Genomic DNA, 15,833 nt, shown 5'->3' with positions numbered 1-15,833 from the left:
ATTATCAATGCATAGAACATTATGTTTTGCGAAGAGGATTATGCGGCGTCTCGAATGAAAGGTTCAATTATTCTTTACCCTCTGTCCGGAACCGGACATTAATTCCGCACCAACACAAAAGAATGAAAATAAAGTTAAATGGCTTATAAATTATAGTGTTAAAAACAATCATCCTAGATACACATATTCGCAGTAAATACTTTTAAAAAGTGCAGACAAATAATGAATAACAAAACTTAATTTCAAACAAATAATAAGATCAACAAAACCCATCGACATTTAAAATAATCTAAATATTAAAAATAACATTCGCGTATATGAATAAATTGTCATCCGTATAAAATTATTGTTTTAATCGTTTTTTAACTTCAGGGAAATGAGTGGCATAAGGCCAACTTTCGCAAACCATCCGGACGCAGCTTCAGGTATACTATGGACCTCAATTTCACAAACATCAGGCATCCCATGACAGACTTAATCCAACGCCCTCGCCGTTTGCGCAAATCTGCTGCGCTACGCGCCATGTTTGAAGAGACAACACTCAGTTTGAACGACCTGGTGTTGCCGATCTTTGTTGAAGAAGAACTCGACGATTACAAAGCGATTGAAGCCATGCCGGGCGTTATGCGCATCCCGGAAAAGCATCTGGCGCGTGAAATCGAACGCATCGCTAACGCAGGCATCCGTTCGGTGATGACGTTTGGTATCTCTCACCATACCGATGACACCGGCAGCGATGCCTGGAAAGAAGATGGCCTGGTGGCGCGGATGTCACGCATCTGCAAACAGACCGTCCCGGAAATGATCGTGATGTCGGACACCTGCTTCTGCGAATATACCTCCCACGGCCACTGTGGCGTACTGTGCGAGCACGGTGTCGACAACGATGCGACGCTGGCAAACCTGGGCAAACAAGCTGTCGTAGCTGCCGCTGCTGGTGCCGATTTTATTGCGCCTTCCGCTGCAATGGACGGACAGGTGCAGGCAATTCGCCAGGCGCTGGATGCCGCTGGTTTCACCGATACGGCAATCATGTCTTACTCCACCAAATTCGCCTCGTCTTTCTATGGCCCGTTCCGTGAAGCGGCAGGCACCGCACTGAAAGGCGATCGTAAAACGTACCAGATGAACCCGATGAACCGCCGCGAAGCCATTCGTGAGTCGTTGCTGGATGAGGCGCAGGGGGCTGACTGTCTAATGGTCAAACCTGCAGGAGCCTATCTGGATATTCTGCGCGACATTCGCGAGCGTACGGAACTCCCGCTTGGTGCGTATCAGGTCAGCGGGGAATACGCGATGATCAAATTCGCCGCCATGGCTGGCGCCATTGATGAAGAAAAAGTGATACTCGAAAGCCTGGGTTCGATCAAACGCGCCGGCGCGGATTTGATCTTCAGCTACTTTGCGCTGGATCTGGCTGAGAAAAAAATTCTGCGTTAAGCAAACCATTATTGCCGGGTAGCGTGTCTTCCCTACCCGGCCTACGTTATTATCCCCTCAGCTCATCACCCTGCACGAAAAAACGGTTTATCGCCCAGAATGGTTGCACGGTGCATAATGCGCCGCTGCGGCAGATAGTCGGCGTTGGCATAATGCTGCGTTACCCGGTTGTCCCAGATCGCCACGTCATTTGGCTGCCAGCGCCAGCGCACCTGAAACTCCGGTTTCGTGATATGAGCGAACAAAAATCCGAGCAGCGCCTCGCTCTCTTTCTCCGTCACGTCAACAATACGCGTGGTGAATCCCTCATTAACAAACAGCGCCTGTTTACCGCTGACCGGATGGGTTCTCACCACCGGATGCAACAGCGGCGGATGCTTCGCCACCGCTTCACGCCAGCGCTGATGTTCCTCTTCCGTTTTGCGGTATTTAAATTCCTGGAAGGATTTTCGGAAGTCATGTTCCGCCCGCAGCCCGCTTAGCAACTGGCGAAAGGGTTCAGACAGCGCTTCATATGCCGCAATGCCGCTGGTCCACAGCGTATCACCACCGGTTGAAGGTAGCTCTTTAGCTGCCAGAATCGCCCCTGCTGGCGGCGTTTCGATAAACGTGACGTCGGTGTGCCAGTTGTCGTTATCCGGCGGATTATCGTTATGTGTATCCAGCACGATAATTTCGCCCACACCTTCGGCATGCGGATAGACCGGGTGAATGTGCAGATCGCCAAAGCGCAGCGCCAGCGCCCGCTGCTGCTGTGGCGTAATAGCCTGCTCGCGCAGGAATACCACCTGGTGACGAAGCACCGCATGGTAAAGCTGCTCAAACTGATTATCGCTCAGCGGACGGGTCAGGTCCGCGCCCGCGACCTGTGCGCCAATATACGGCCCCAGCGGGGTAATGCTCAGACGTTCACTCATTGGACTTCTCCATGCCAGGGCGTCAGGCGGCGCTGAAGCGCACGCAGACCCAGTTCTAAAATAAAGGCAATAATCGCGATCACCGCGATGCCCGCCAGCACCACGTCGGTTGCCAGGAATTCGCCCGCCGACTGCACCATAAATCCTAAGCCGCGCGTGGCGGCAATAAGCTCTGCCGCCACCAGCGTCGACCAGCCAACGCCCAGCCCGATACGCAACCCCGTCAGGATCTCCGGCAGCGCGCCCGGCAGGATCACAAACCACAGCACCTGCGCACGGCTCGCCCCCAGCGCTTTCGCGGCGCGGATGCGAACCTGTTGCGCGCTTTTCACCCCAGCCAGTGCCGACATCGCCACCGGGGCAAAAATCGCCAGATAGATCAGCAGGATTTTGGACGTTTCACCAATACCAAACCAGATCACCATCAGCGGCAAATACGCCAGCGGTGGCACCGGGCGGTAAAGCTCAATAATCGGGTCCAGAATGCCGCGCACCGTCGGGCTAAGCCCCATCGCAATACCTACAGGGATCCCCAGGATAACCGCCGCCAGCAGCGCCAGCACAATGCGGGTCAGGCTTGCCGCCAGATGCTGCCACAGCGTGGCATCCATAAACCCTTGTGACCCGGCAATGGTGACCAGTTTTTGCAGTACCTGTCCTGGTGGAGGTAAAAATAACGGGCTGATCAGTTGCAGCGCCGCGACAGCCCACCATACCGCCAGGATCGCCGTTAGCGTTACGAAGCTTAAACTCATCTGCCGTGAGAACGGCCAACGCCATCTCAGCGCCCGTTGGCGCGGTTTATCGTTGATCACTACGCTCATGAGAAAGCCTCCCGTTGTTCGAAGACGCGGCTTAATACGTACTCGCGCGTCTCGATAAACTGCGGATCGGACTTAATGCTGCGACTGTCATCTCCTGCGACAAAACGGCGAGCGAAATTCAGCGGCAGGCGTTCCAGCACCCGGCCTGGTCCTGGGGACAGCAGGACCAGTTCGGTCGCCATAAATACCGCCTCTTCGATATCGTGCGTTATCAGCAGTACCTGTTTTCCCGTCTCATGCCAGAGTTTGAGTAACAGCGTCTGCATCTGCTCGCGAGTGAACGCATCCAGCGCGCCGAAGGGTTCATCCAGCAGCAGCAGCTGAGGATTCGCCGCCAGCGCGCGGGCAATTCCAACCCGCTGACGTTGTCCGCCGGAAAGCTGCCAGATAAACCGTTTATCCGCCCCTTCCAGTCCCACTTTTTTCAACATCTGCTGGGCGATGCTAATACGCTGCGTTCTCTCAACGCCTGCCAGTTGCAGACCGAACGCGACGTTCTCCTGCACGTTTCGCCAGGGCAACAGCCCCTCGTGCTGAAAAACCACACCTCGTTCAGCGCCCGGCCCCTCCACCCGCTTGCCCGCCAGTTGGATCGTGCCGCGCTGATAGGGTACAAATCCGGCAATCAGGTTCAGCAGCGTGGTTTTACCGCAGCCGGAAGGGCCCAGTACCACCAGCAGTTCACCGCTATCAAGCGTTAAATTGATATCTTCCAGCGCCGGTTTCCCGCCGTAATCAGCATAAAGATGAGAGATTTGCAGCATCAGCGCCTCCTTTATTGCACGAAGCGGTCGGTGACGTACTGGCTGTAATCATTCGCCACCGCAGGCACCTTCCCTTGTTCTTTCAGGAACTGAGCGGTATCGATAATCGCTTTATTGACCGGCCCGGTCAGCTCAGCCGTCTGTTGCTGCGGCGTAAGGTAGGTATTGCCTTTTACCAGCCCCGGAACGTCAGCTTCCGGAACGCCGCTTAAGCGCGACAGTTTGCTGATGTTTTCCGGCTGTTTCAGCCATTCATCGGGGTTTGCGATGTAGGGTTGCTGCGCATCGATATTGCTTTTAGCGAAGGCTTTGACGATTTCCGGATGCTTCTCGGCAAAGTCTTTGCGCACCACCCAGACGTCTAATGTTGGCGAGCCCCACTCTCCGACCGTCGCGGAGTCTGTCAACACCTTGCCCTCTTTTTCCAGTGCGTTAACCGCCGGAGCCCAGACGTAAGCACCGTCAATATCACCACGCTGCCAGGCGGCGATAATCGCCGGCGGTTGCAGGTTCACAATTTCCACCTGACCGGGCTTGATGCCCCAGTGCTTCAGCGCCGCCAGCAGGCTGTAATGGGTGGTAGAGATAAAAGGCACCGCGATACGCTTGCCGATCAAATCTTCCGGCTTGCTGATGCTTTTCTTCACCACCAACGCTTCGGAGTTACCCAACTTAGAGGCGAGCAGAAAAACTTCGATAGGCACCTGCTGGCTGGCGGCAACCGCCAGCGGACTGGATCCGAGATTGCCGATCTGCACATCTCCGGAAGCCAGCGCCCGAACAATACTTGCGCCGCTGTCGAATTTACGCCAGTCGACGGTCGCCCCGCTCTCTTTAGCAAAGGTATTATCCGCCTGCGCGACCTTTGCCGGCTCAGCGGAAGTTTGATACGCAACGGTGACGTTCACCGCCTGCGCCTGAAAAGCGATGAATGCCAGTGCGGCAAGAAGTGTATTACGCGATGAATGTGCCATTTGTCTGCTCCCCTGTCTTGTTATGGGGGCAGTATTTCGTTGCAGCAGAATTTGATAAAGGAATTAAAAATTCTTGCTAAGAACAAAGCGTTTTTAGAAAAAAAGCGGCAAAGGATAGTAGTTTCACGCATGAGGGGGAATTGTCAGCCGGATAAGGCACATTGCATCGCCATCCGGCACAGGTTGCTGCCACTTTTTGCTACCTGGATTCCATAACTGCACTGGATTGATTGCCAGCACAGCGGCGGCAGGCATCATAGAAGCATTATCCGGCAGGAGAGCAAAACATGATACGTGTGGTGCTGGTGGACGACCATGTGGTAGTACGTTCCGGCTTTGCGCAATTACTCAGTCTCGAAGAAGACCTCGACGTCGCAGGCCAGTACAGCAGTGCGGCGGAAGCCTGGCCGACATTGTTGCAGGATGACGTTAACGTTGCCGTCATGGATATCGCTATGCCTGATGAAAATGGTCTGAGCCTGCTGAAACGCCTGCGGATGCAGAAACCCCATTTTCGCGCCATCATTCTCAGCATTTATGATTCCCCCACTTTCGTACAGAGCGCACTGGATGCCGGGGCCAGCGGCTATCTGACAAAACGCTGCGGGCCGGAAGAACTCGTACAAGCGGTTCGCTCCGTCGGGATGGGCGGGCATTATCTTTGTGCTGACGCACTGCGAGCCCTGCGCGGAGGCGTTAAATCGCCACAGGTGCTTGATATTCTTACACCCCGCGAGCGAGAAGTGTTTGATTTACTGGTGAAAGGTGAAAGCGTCAAAGAGATCGCTTTCCGTCTCGATCTCAGTCATAAAACGGTCCACGTCCATCGTGCCAACGTCTTAGGCAAACTGAACTGCCACAGCACTATTGAGCTGGTTCATTTCGCCCTCGATCATCAGCTACTGGCAGGACATTAATGTCGCGGAGCTTGCGTCACGTCGTCATCTCACTGTTTATCATCCTGGCCTGGAGCACCGGCTGGCTGATGCTGTGGACGCTCGGGTTTTACCTCACACAAAATGGTCAGCAGGCCGCGCTGTTTCTGCCGCATGGCGTCTATCTGGCGCTACTGATCCTGCTTTCGCGTCGCTATTGGCCCGCGCTAATATTGCCGCCGATGCTGATGCTGCTCTGGCTGCACAGCGAGCAGTTGCTCAACGGCGTCATCCTGCTGGCGGCACCGCTCATTCCCCTGCTCCCCGCCAGCCTCGCACAACGTTTCTGGCACCGTTTTCCCCTTTACTGGCAGCGACTGACCCTGCTGCTGGCAACGGTCACCACCGCGTCGTTGCTGAACACCGCCCTGCTCTCCCCGTTTGTCAAAAGCCCGGCGATGCTCCTCGGACTGGCGTCATTTACCGGCGGCGTACTGCTGACGCCGTTCGTCTATTTAATTTTTGAATTTCTTCGTCAGCAGCACCGGTATCACCTGCTGGGGCTGGATACCAACAATCCACCGCTGCGCACGTCGCTCATTATCTGGTGCAGCCTGTTTTTTATTATCGGTATCGGCACTCAGATGGTGCTGTCACCGGAGATCGAGCGTCTGCTGCTGATCGTGGTGTTTCTCCCCAACGTGGTAATGGCATGGAAATTTGGTTGGCAGGGCGGCGTACTCTCTGGCCTGTTGGGTAGCATGATGATCACCATCGCCCGGCAGATCGGCGTCGGGTTCAGCAATCTGATCGAGCTGGAAATCTTCCTTGCTACCCAGTCACTGCTGGGTATCGGCCTTGGGATCGCCATCAGCCGTCAGCAACATCTGGCGCAGAACCTGCACCACTACCGTGAGCGTCTGGAAGCCGAACTGGCGGCGAGGCGGGCGCTAGCGGAAAAGTTGATCCACACCGAAGAGGACACCCGTAAGAACCTTGCTCGCGAACTGCATGATGAAATCGGCCAGAACATCACCGCCATCCAGATCCAGTCCCAACTGGTGAAACGATCGCACGATCCCGCGCAAACCCAGGCCGCCGCCAGTCAAATTAACGATCTGGCCCGACGCATTCACCATTCCACCCGCCAGTTATTGCGTCAGCTTCGTCCACCCGCGCTGGATGAACTGACGTTTAAAGAGGCACTGCATCATCTGCTCAACGAATTTGCATTTCATGAGCGCGGCATCCGCTGCCAGTTCGACTACCGTTTAGACACCACGCCAGAGAGCGAGACGGTGCGCTTCACGCTTTACCGGCTGGTACAGGAACTTCTCAACAACGTCTGCAAACACGCTGGCGCCAGTGAAGTTTCAATTCTCCTGCACAAACAGGGGAACGTACTGCACCTGGAAGTCAACGACAACGGCGTGGGGATCTGCGCGGGCAAAATGGCCGGTTTCGGTATTCAGGGGATGCGTGAGCGGGTCAGCGCGCTGGGGGGAGAATTAACCCTGGAATCCCGGCTCGGCACGCGAGTAATTGTTAACTTGCCCACAAATTTGCAACAAACAGCCCTCTGACCAGGAAAAAGTCTTAGTCACTCCGGACTTTCTCTCATCCCCTTTCGCGTTCACTTTCTTATAGTCAGCAAAACGGAGACGGCTATGCATGCACGCCCAGCAACTGAAATAGATACACAATACCGGGCACTGCGCCCGCGGCTGCTGCTGTGGATGGTTGTTGGCTACGCCGCGTTTTACCTGACGCGTAAAAGCGTGAACTACGTGCTACCCGCGTTACAAACGGATTTAGGGCTGGATAAAAGCGATATCGGCCTGCTGGGGTCGCTGTTTTATCTGACCTACGGCGTGTCGAAATTTACCGCCGGGCTGTGGCACGACAGCCATGGACAGCGATGGTTCATGGGGATGGGGCTGTTTGCTACCGGTCTGCTTAACGTGGTGTTCGCCTTTGGTGAGTCGCTGCCGCTGCTGCTGGCAGTCTGGACGCTGAACGGTTTTTTTCAGGGCTGGGGATGGCCTCCCTGTGCCCGCCTGCTGACCCACTGGTACTCGCGTAACGAGCGCGGTTTCTGGTGGGGCTGCTGGAATACATCCATCAATATCGGCGGAGCGATTATTCCGCTGATTAGTGCCTTCGCCGCCCACTGGTGGGGCTGGCAGGCAGCGATGCTGACACCGGGGATCATCAGCATGGCATTGGGGATCGGCTTAACATTGCGATTGAAAGGAACGCCCCAGGAAGAGGGATTACCGTCAGTCGGCGCATGGCGAAACGATCCGCTGGAGTTACGCCAGGAGCAACAAAGCCCACCGATGGGGCTGTGGCAGATGCTGCGCACCACCATGTTAAAGAACCCCATGATTTGGCTATTGGGTGTCTCTTATGTGCTGGTGTATCTCATCCGTATTGCCCTCAACGACTGGGGAAATATCTGGCTTACGGAAAGCCACGGCGTCAATCTGCTGAGCGCTAACGCCACGGTGATGCTGTTTGAAGTGGGAGGACTGCTCGGCGCGCTGTTTGCCGGCTGGGGCTCGGATTTACTGTTCAGCGGCCAGCGAGCGCCAATGATTTTGCTGTTCACGCTGGGGCTGATGGTGTCCGTTGCGGCCCTGTGGCTGGCGCCGGTGCATCACTACGCGCTACTGGCAGTCTGTTTCTTTACGGTGGGCTTTTTTGTCTTTGGCCCACAAATGTTGATCGGTCTGGCGGCGGTGGAGTGTGGTCACAAAGCGGCGGCGGGGTCGATCACCGGTTTTCTCGGTCTGTTCGCCTATCTCGGGGCCGCGTTGGCGGGCTGGCCGTTATCACTGGTCATAGAACGTTACGGCTGGTCGGGAATGTTCAGTTTGCTCTCGGTCGCCGCAGTACTCATGGGTTTACTGCTGATGCCCCTGCTGATGTCGGGCATTACAACTTCTCTCAGTCAAAGGATAAAACAATGAAAATGACCTTTACCTCTACCCTGATCGCCTCCGCTGTCGCGCTGGCCACCCTGAGCGGTGCGGCACAGGCCAAAGGCCGTCTGGTGGTCTATTGCAGCGCCACCAACGAAATGTGCGAGTCAGAAACCAAAGCCTTCGGCGAGAAATACGATGTGAAAACGTCGTTTATCCGCAACGGTTCCGGCAGTACGCTGGCGAAGGTGGACGCTGAGAAGAAAAACCCGCAGGCCGACGTCTGGTACGGCGGTACGCTGGACCCGCAGTCCCAGGCAGGTGAAATGGGGCTGCTGCAGCCGTATAAATCGCCGAACCTGGAGCAGATCATGGAGAAATTCCGCGATCCCGCCAAAGTGAAAGGCAACCTCTCATCGGCAGTTTACGTCGGGATCCTCGGTTTTGGCGTTAACACCCAGCGTCTGAAAGAGAAAAACCTGCCCGTGCCGAAATGCTGGAAAGATCTGACCAGGCCGGAATACAAAGGTGAAATCCAGATTGCCGACCCGCAAAGCTCCGGCACCGCTTACACCGCGCTGGCAACCTTCGCGCAACTGTGGGGTGAAGACCAGGCCTTTGATTATCTGAAACAGCTTAACGCCAACGTCTCTCAGTACACCAAATCCGGTATTGCCCCGGCACGTAACGCCGCGCGTGGTGAAACGGCTATTGGCATTGGTTTCCTGCACGACTACTCGCTGGAAAAAGAACAGGGCGCACCGCTGGAACTGATCTCTCCTTGTGAAGGGACTGGCTATGAAATTGGCGGCGTCAGCATTCTGAAAGGCGCGCGTAACCTCGATAACGCTAAACTGTTCGTCGACTGGGTGCTGTCAAAAGAAGCGCAGGAGCTGGCATGGAAGAAAGGCAAGTCTTATCAGATCCTGACTAACACCACGGCTGAAACCTCGCCGAACTCGCTGAAACTCGACGGCCTGAAATTGATCAATTACGACATGGATAAGTACGGTTCGACGGACATACGTAAAGCATTGATCAACAAGTGGGTCAGCGACGTGAAGATGGGTAAATAAGCCCACATTTTACGGTTAATGCCCGGTGGCGCTCACGCTTACCGGGCCTACACACAACACCGGAACCGCTATGTCACACACACTTGCACTCCATCCTGTGAAAAAGCGGGATGCGATATTCCTTTGGGTTTTGCTGAGCTGGCTGGCGTTCGCGCTGCTGCCAAGCTGGAGCCTGGATTACGGCCTGCTGGAGTCGACGAGCGACGAGATCCTCGACGCTTACGGCTGGTCACACTTTAATATCAGTTGGCTATGGTATCTGTTGCCGAGCCTGTTGCTGATTCGCCCTTTCCATGAAGCACGGCGTGAGCAGCGCACCCGCCACACACTCGATGCGGGCTGGGCATTTCTGTGCATGGCGTTTATTGTCATCAGCGCCACCGTGGAAGGTCGCGGTCTGGGCTATGCCACTATCGTGCTGTTTGTCGCCCTGGGGGCGATCATGACGCTGGCGCTGACTCGCCTCGAATGGCTGGGCGGTGACCGCTTTGTCATCGGCTCGCTGGTCACTATTGTGGCGCTGATCGGCGTGTTCATCGTCTGGCCGAGCGTGGCCATTTTTATTCCGATGTTCACTACCAGCGCCGGTGAATTTGCCCCGTTGTCGTTTATGACTGTGCTGTCGCAGGCGCATATCATTCAGGTCATTATCAACTCCATTGTCCTGTCGATTGCCGTTGGCGTGGGCTGTACCTTTTTCGGTCTGGTGCTGGCAATTTATACCACCCGCATTGCCAGACGCAGCGCCATTATCGGACGCATATTTTCGATTTTGCCGATCGTCACCCCACCGTTCGTAGTGGGCTTAGGCGTCACGTTAATGATGGGTCGCTCCGGCTACGTCACCGAGCTCATGGTGGACTGGTTTGGATTGACCAATACCAACTGGCTATATGGTTTTACCGGGATCTGGCTGGCGCAAGTGCTGGCATTTACCCCAATGGCATTTATGATCCTCGACGGCGCGATCAAAACCATTCACCCGTCGCTGGAAGAGGCCTCGTACACTCTCCGTGCCAGCCGCTGGCAGACCTTCAACGGTGTGTTTGTGCCGCTGCTGAAACCGGCACTGGCAAACGCGTTTTTGATTGTCATTGTGCAGTCGCTGGCGGACTTCAGTAACCCGCTGGTCCTCGGCGGCAACTTCGACGTGCTGGCGACGCAAATCTACTTCTACATCACCGGTTCCCAGCTCGACTATCAGGCTGCCAGCACCCTCGGCGCGTTCCTCCTGCTCTTCTCCCTGCTGGTGTTCTGCATCCAGTACATGTGGATTGGCAAACGCTCTTACGTCACGGTTTCCGGAAAGTCCTACCGTGGCGACGTGCAGCCGCTGCCGGTGACGCTGGTCTGGAGCGTAGTCGCTATTCTGGCAGTGTGGATCGCCTTTAACGCCCTGCTCTACGGCAGCATTTTCTACGGCAGCTTCACCGTTAACTGGGGCGTGGACTACACCCTGACGCTGGATAACTTTATCAAGCTGTTCGGTCAGGGAATGAGCGACGGCGCATGGCCTTCGCTGCTCGATACTCTGCTTTATGCCGGGATCGCCGCGCCAATCACCGCCGCCTTCGGCCTGCTGATCGCCTGGATTGTTGTGCGTCAGCAGTTCAAAGGGAAAAAGACCATCGAGTTCACCACCATGCTGTGCTTTGCCGTACCCGGCACCGTAGCGGGCGTGTCATACATTCTCACCTTTAACAGCGCACCGGTGTACCTCACCGGAACGGCGGCGATTGTCATTATCTCGATGGTGATGCGTAACGTGCCGGTGGGCATTCGCGCCGGGATCGCGGGCTTAGGGCAGATCGATAAATCACTGGATGAAGCCTCACTCAGCCTGCGTGCCGGAAGCTTACGCACCATCACGCACATTCTGCTGCCGCTACTGCGCCCGGCGATTCTTTCGGCGCTGATCTACAGCTTTGTGCGCGCCATTACTACCGTCAGCGCCATTGTGTTCCTTGTTACGCCAGATACCCGCGTAGCGACGGCCTACATTTTAAACCGCGTTGAAGACGGCGAATATGGCGTAGCGATTGCCTACGGTTCGATTCTGATCGTGGTGATGCTGGCGATTATTTTCATCTTTGACTGGCTGATTGGGGAAGCTCGCATCTCCCGTTCAAAAGCCAAAAACCAGGCGTAATGGAGCGCACTATGAGTCAGAAAAATTTCGTTGAACTGCGCAACGTCACCAAACGATTCGGCAGCAACACGGTTATTGATAACATCAATCTCACGATTCCGCAGGGGCAAATGGTGACGCTGCTCGGCCCCTCCGGTTGCGGCAAAACCACCATTTTACGTCTGGTCGCCGGGCTGGAAAAACCGAGCGAAGGACAGATATTTATAGATGGTGAAGACGTAACCCATAGCTCCATTCAGCAGCGTGATATCTGTATGGTGTTTCAGTCCTACGCCCTGTTCCCGCATATGTCACTGGGGGAAAACGTTGGCTACGGATTGAAGATGCTCGGCGTATCGCGTTCTGAATTAAAAACGCGGGTGAAAGAGGCGCTGGCAATGGTGGATCTGGACGGTTTTGAAGACCGCTATGTCGATCAGATCTCCGGTGGACAACAGCAGCGCGTGGCGCTGGCGCGCGCCCTGATCCTCAAGCCGAAGGTACTGCTGTTTGATGAACCGTTAAGTAACCTCGATGCCAACCTGCGCCGCAGTATGCGTGACAAGATCCGCGAGCTGCAAAAGCAGTTTGATATTACTTCCCTGTACGTCACCCACGATCAGAGCGAAGCCTTTGCGGTTTCCGACACCGTGCTGGTAATGAACAAGGGGCACATTATGCAGATTGGCTCGCCGCAGGATCTGTATCGTCAGCCCGCCTCGCGCTTTATGGCAAGCTTTATGGGTGATGCCAACCTGTTCCCGGCAACCTTCAGCGCGGACACCGTGGATATTTTTGGCTATCGTTTGCCGCGTCCGGCGCACTTTATTGCCGAAGGTTCGGGTACGGTTGGCGTGCGTCCGGAGGCCATCACCCTGAGCGATCGTGGCGACGAGAGCCAGCGCTGCGTGATCCGCCACGTTGCGTATATGGGGCCGCAGTACGAGGTCACAGTGGAGTGGCACGGGCAGGAGATTTTGCTACAGGTGAACGCCACGCGGTTACAACCGGACGTTGGCGAGCAGTATTATCTGGAGATCCACCCGTACGGGATGTTTGTATTAGCGGATGCAGCATAGGATTTGACGCCTGATGGCGCTGCGCTTATCAGGCCTACAGGCCGGATGTAGGCCTGATAAGGCGCAGCCGCCATCCGGCACGAACAATGACTCCGTCAGCCCTGAATCAGTCGCAAATGCCCGCGTCGGGCGCTTAATACCGGACGCGGATTATTAATCAGATAGAGAATGGGTCGCCAGCTCATAACACCTCCGCTTCAAGGGGTTATTTTTAGTATGGCAGGGTCATACGAAGCGGCAGTGAAACGAAAGCAGTAGCTATGGATTTTTGCTCCCACGAATGGGGGACGAGAATCCCCCTGTAGGCCTGATAAGCGCAGCGCCATCAGGCATGGCCGACTGGCGCTGCGTTCAATTAATTCACAAACGTTCGTTTTACTCGCACGGATTTAATAAAATACGGGATCCAGATACACGCTGAAATCATTAACCGAAACAGAGGAAGTAACTCATCAGAACCAATGACAACCCCAGGAATAAGGGCAGACAACATCCAGGTGTTAAACGATGTTAAAACAATCAGTAATACCACCAGACCAATATACAATTTAGGCAGTGTCTTTTTCTTTCTCAAAAACACCGAAATGACATATGCCGCAGATAAAAATATGACAAGGCTTATAGTAAAGCTGCCAATAAAGAACAGCTTAGCCTCAAAGAATAAGCCTTCTAAATTATCGATCAGATATTTTAGCGCCTCACCGGCCGCGACCAGGTGTGAAAGCGCAGTCACAAACAACCCCAGCAACGGCAGGTACAGGAAGCCGCCAATCTTTCTGAACTGTTTTTCTTCACACGCACTGCAATATTCGGTGTGTTGCGGAATTTCAACGCCACACTTAATACATCCCCACTGCATAGACCCTCACTTATTGTTCTTATCCGAAATTATCTTTCAGCCGACCCGGCTTAATGCAGTCATAATATCTTAATTATTCCCAACTCGACCAGCAGGGATAAACCAATAAGATTGGCCCAATCCCATCGTTTTTTGCCCATTTGCCCACATTCACCTTCCAGGCAACACTTTACGATGACACCACTGACCCCTCTCACGTGGAGTACCCCCATGAACATCACCCATATCCGTAACGCCACACAACTGATCAGCTTTGGCGGCCAGACGTTTCTCGTCGATCCCATGCTGGCCCCGAAAGGGACCTACCCCGGCTTTCCGGGTACCGCACGGGCGGAAATTCGCAACCCTACGGTTGATCTTCCATGTGATATCGAGACGCTGCTGGAGGCCGACGCCCTGATCGTCACCCATCTGCATCTGGATCACTGGGATGAATTCGCGTCTCGGGCGGTGCCGAAAGACAAACCCATTTATGTACAGAATGCGCGCGATGCACAAATTCTGCGTGAACAGGGGTTTACCGCACTGACGGTACTGACGGAGAACACCACGCTCGCTGAAATTACGTTGCGTAAAACCCACGGTCAGCATGGTTCCGATCGGCTGTACGCGATCCCTGCAATGGCGGAACGGATGGGCGAAGCCTGCGGGGTTATCCTAGAGCATCCACAGGAAAAAACGCTGTTCCTGGTCGGTGATACTGTCTGGCGTGATGAGGTGGAAGCCAATATGAGGCATTACCAACCCGGGGTGGTGGTGCTGAACGCAGGGTTTGCCCATGTCATCGGCTTTGGGCCGATCATTATGGGCGCGGAAGATGTGCTGAAAACGCACTTTACCCTGCCTGAGGCACAGATCGTGGCGATTCACATGGAGGCAATAAACCATTGTCTGCTCACCCGCGCAGCGCTCAGAAACTATGTCCGTGATAACCAGATTGCAGAATATCTGCAGGTGCCGGAAGATGGGGACATCCTGACGTTTTAACGTTATTGAGGAATCGTATGCGCCCCGTGACCGTCGCGATTATCGCCGTTGAAGATTTCAGCCCGTTTCACTTCTCCGTGCCGTGCATTTTGTTCAGTGAAAAAATGGCGAAGGAGAAGCGCTTTGAGGTGCAGCTATGTGCCGAAACGCCGGGGATAGTGAACTCTCAGGAAGGCTTTTCGCTGACCGCCCCTTATGGCTATGACGCGGCGGTCGCCGCCGATATCGTGATTATCCCGTACTGGGGAACGACCGCGCATCGCCCGCCGCAACCGCTGCTTGACGCGTTAATTCGCGCCCGGCAGAACGGCGCGCAGATCGTCGGACTGTGTCTCGGAGCTTTTGTCCTCGGCTACGCGGGGCTGCTTGATGGCAAACGCGCCGCCACCCACTGGGAATATGAGCGGACCTTTGAGGCGCTGTTTCCGCAAGCGCATCTGGATATCAATGCCCTGTATGTCGACGATGATGGCATTATCACCTCTGCAGGTACCGCCGCGGCGCTCGACTGCTGCCTGTACCTTATCCGCCAGCGTTTTGGCAGCGTCGTCGCCAATCACATTGCGCGGCGAATGATCGTCCCACCGCATCGTGAAGGCGGTCAGGCGCAGTTTATTGCTCAACCGGTGCCGAAAAATACCCAGGATGCGCGCATCAACGGCCTGCTGGATCATCTGCGAAAGCATCTCCACCAGCCGCACGACCTTGACACCCTCGCCCGGCAGATGATGATGAGCCGCCGCACCCTCACCCGCCATTTTATGAAAGCGACCGGTTCAAGCATTGCGGAATGGCTGATTTCTGAACGTCTGCGCCGCAGCCAGGATCTGCTGGAATCCAGCCGGATCCCCGTCGAGCGCATCGCCGAGCAGGTTGGCTTTCTTTCCCCCGTCACCTGGCGCCAACACTTTAAATCCCGTTTTGGGGTCAGTCCCGCAGAATGGCGTAAAACCTTCCAGGGTGAGGAGTGATCACCAAAATTTGTG

Annotated in this window: 14 protein-coding genes; 9 read left to right on the top strand and 5 right to left on the bottom strand. The window is 55.0% G+C overall.

Annotation, left to right across the window (positions count from 1 at the left end):
• Nucleotides 1-465: 465 nt before the first annotated feature.
• Nucleotides 466-1,440 carry a porphobilinogen synthase gene (gene hemB, locus HVY19_RS05135; protein WP_181683287.1) on the top strand — a complete coding sequence of 325 codons (975 nt, stop codon included), beginning with the start codon at nucleotides 466-468 and terminating at the stop codon, nucleotides 1,438-1,440.
• A 65-nt stretch (nucleotides 1,441-1,505) separates the two neighbouring features.
• On the opposite strand, the gene tauD is transcribed toward hemB, so the two are convergent.
• The 4 genes from tauD to tauA are packed head-to-tail and all read right to left on the bottom strand — an operon-like array spanning nucleotide 1,506 to nucleotide 4,919.
• Nucleotides 1,506-2,357 (bottom strand): taurine dioxygenase, encoded by an 852-nt coding sequence (tauD, locus tag HVY19_RS05130; RefSeq protein ID WP_181683286.1) that lies wholly within the window; start codon nucleotides 2,355-2,357, stop codon nucleotides 1,506-1,508.
• Nucleotides 2,354-3,181, bottom strand: a complete 828-nt coding sequence (gene tauC / locus HVY19_RS05125) for a taurine ABC transporter permease TauC (protein ID WP_181683285.1) — start codon at nucleotides 3,179-3,181, stop codon at nucleotides 2,354-2,356. Before tauC ends, tauD begins: the two co-directional genes overlap by 4 nt.
• Nucleotides 3,178-3,945 carry a taurine ABC transporter ATP-binding subunit gene (tauB, locus tag HVY19_RS05120; RefSeq protein ID WP_181683284.1) on the bottom strand — a complete coding sequence of 256 codons (768 nt, stop codon included), beginning with the start codon at nucleotides 3,943-3,945 and terminating at the stop codon, nucleotides 3,178-3,180. The genes tauC and tauB overlap by 4 nt, the downstream gene beginning before the upstream one ends.
• 11 nt (nucleotides 3,946-3,956) lie before the next feature.
• The gene (gene tauA / locus HVY19_RS05115; protein ID WP_181683283.1) at nucleotides 3,957-4,919 is read right to left on the bottom strand and encodes a taurine ABC transporter substrate-binding protein; all 963 of its coding nucleotides are present in this window, start codon (nucleotides 4,917-4,919) and stop codon (nucleotides 3,957-3,959) included.
• Between the two features lie 287 nt (nucleotides 4,920-5,206).
• On the opposite strand from tauA, the gene HVY19_RS05110 reads away from it, so the two are divergent.
• The 6 genes from HVY19_RS05110 (at nucleotide 5,207) to fbpC (ending at nucleotide 13,001) form a co-directional block, all read left to right on the top strand.
• Complete coding sequence (locus HVY19_RS05110; RefSeq protein ID WP_181683282.1) at nucleotides 5,207-5,836, top strand: response regulator transcription factor; 630 nt, start codon at nucleotides 5,207-5,209, stop codon at nucleotides 5,834-5,836.
• Complete coding sequence (locus tag HVY19_RS05105) at nucleotides 5,836-7,377, top strand: MASE1 domain-containing protein (RefSeq protein ID WP_181683281.1); 1,542 nt, start codon at nucleotides 5,836-5,838, stop codon at nucleotides 7,375-7,377. Before HVY19_RS05110 ends, HVY19_RS05105 begins: the two co-directional genes overlap by 1 nt.
• An 84-nt stretch (nucleotides 7,378-7,461) precedes the next feature.
• Nucleotides 7,462-8,766 (top strand): MFS transporter family glucose-6-phosphate receptor UhpC, encoded by a 1,305-nt coding sequence (gene uhpC / locus HVY19_RS05100; protein ID WP_181683280.1) that lies wholly within the window; start codon nucleotides 7,462-7,464, stop codon nucleotides 8,764-8,766.
• Nucleotides 8,763-9,794, top strand: a complete 1,032-nt coding sequence (locus HVY19_RS05095) for an ABC transporter substrate-binding protein (RefSeq protein ID WP_181683279.1) — start codon at nucleotides 8,763-8,765, stop codon at nucleotides 9,792-9,794. The genes uhpC and HVY19_RS05095 overlap by 4 nt, the downstream gene beginning before the upstream one ends.
• Before the next feature lie 70 nt (nucleotides 9,795-9,864).
• A complete protein-coding gene (locus tag HVY19_RS05090) occupies nucleotides 9,865-11,943 on the top strand; it encodes an iron ABC transporter permease (protein WP_181683278.1) in 2,079 nt (692 codons plus the stop codon).
• Between the two features lie 11 nt (nucleotides 11,944-11,954).
• Nucleotides 11,955-13,001, top strand: a complete 1,047-nt coding sequence (gene fbpC / locus HVY19_RS05085; RefSeq protein WP_181683277.1) for a ferric ABC transporter ATP-binding protein — start codon at nucleotides 11,955-11,957, stop codon at nucleotides 12,999-13,001.
• Nucleotides 13,002-13,356: 355 nt separating this feature from the next.
• On the opposite strand, the gene HVY19_RS05080 is transcribed toward fbpC, so the two are convergent.
• Nucleotides 13,357-13,860, bottom strand: coding sequence for a DUF2569 domain-containing protein (locus tag HVY19_RS05080; RefSeq protein ID WP_181683276.1), 504 nt, complete (start codon nucleotides 13,858-13,860; stop codon nucleotides 13,357-13,359).
• 210 nt (nucleotides 13,861-14,070) lie between these two features.
• Here HVY19_RS05080 and HVY19_RS05075 point away from each other — a divergent pair, with 210 nt between their 5' ends.
• Both HVY19_RS05075 and HVY19_RS05070 read left to right on the top strand, forming a co-directional pair.
• On the top strand, nucleotides 14,071-14,847 hold the full coding sequence (locus tag HVY19_RS05075) for an MBL fold metallo-hydrolase (protein ID WP_181683275.1): 777 nt from the start codon (nucleotides 14,071-14,073) through the stop codon (nucleotides 14,845-14,847).
• Between the two features lie 17 nt (nucleotides 14,848-14,864).
• Entirely contained in the window at nucleotides 14,865-15,818 is a 954-nt protein-coding gene (locus HVY19_RS05070; protein ID WP_181683274.1) for a helix-turn-helix domain-containing protein, read from the top strand.
• The last annotated feature ends 15 nt before the right edge of the window (nucleotides 15,819-15,833 follow it).

The organism is Citrobacter sp. RHB25-C09 (assembly GCF_013836145.1).
GTDB lineage: Bacteria > Pseudomonadota > Gammaproteobacteria > Enterobacterales > Enterobacteriaceae > Citrobacter_A.
The sequence above is the reverse complement of the archived record's forward strand: the minus strand, read 5'-3'. Positions and strand labels throughout refer to the sequence as shown.

Excerpts from the sequence above, each read along its gene's own strand:
- hemB (WP_181683287.1), top strand. The coding sequence starts at position 466 with ATGACAGACTTAATCCAACGCCCTCGCCGTTTGCGCAAATCTGCTGCG.
- tauD (WP_181683286.1), bottom strand. The coding sequence starts at position 2,357 with ATGAGTGAACGTCTGAGCATTACCCCGCTGGGGCCGTATATTGGCGCA.
- tauC (WP_181683285.1), bottom strand. The coding sequence starts at position 3,181 with ATGAGCGTAGTGATCAACGATAAACCGCGCCAACGGGCGCTGAGATGG.
- tauB (WP_181683284.1), bottom strand. The coding sequence starts at position 3,945 with ATGCTGCAAATCTCTCATCTTTATGCTGATTACGGCGGGAAACCGGCG.
- tauA (WP_181683283.1), bottom strand. The coding sequence starts at position 4,919 with ATGGCACATTCATCGCGTAATACACTTCTTGCCGCACTGGCATTCATC.
- HVY19_RS05110 (WP_181683282.1), top strand. The coding sequence starts at position 5,207 with ATGATACGTGTGGTGCTGGTGGACGACCATGTGGTAGTACGTTCCGGC.
- HVY19_RS05105 (WP_181683281.1), top strand. The coding sequence starts at position 5,836 with ATGTCGCGGAGCTTGCGTCACGTCGTCATCTCACTGTTTATCATCCTG.
- uhpC (WP_181683280.1), top strand. The coding sequence starts at position 7,462 with ATGCATGCACGCCCAGCAACTGAAATAGATACACAATACCGGGCACTG.
- HVY19_RS05095 (WP_181683279.1), top strand. The coding sequence starts at position 8,763 with ATGAAAATGACCTTTACCTCTACCCTGATCGCCTCCGCTGTCGCGCTG.
- HVY19_RS05090 (WP_181683278.1), top strand. The coding sequence starts at position 9,865 with ATGTCACACACACTTGCACTCCATCCTGTGAAAAAGCGGGATGCGATA.
- fbpC (WP_181683277.1), top strand. The coding sequence starts at position 11,955 with ATGAGTCAGAAAAATTTCGTTGAACTGCGCAACGTCACCAAACGATTC.
- HVY19_RS05080 (WP_181683276.1), bottom strand. The coding sequence starts at position 13,860 with ATGCAGTGGGGATGTATTAAGTGTGGCGTTGAAATTCCGCAACACACC.
- HVY19_RS05075 (WP_181683275.1), top strand. The coding sequence starts at position 14,071 with ATGAACATCACCCATATCCGTAACGCCACACAACTGATCAGCTTTGGC.
- HVY19_RS05070 (WP_181683274.1), top strand. The coding sequence starts at position 14,865 with ATGCGCCCCGTGACCGTCGCGATTATCGCCGTTGAAGATTTCAGCCCG.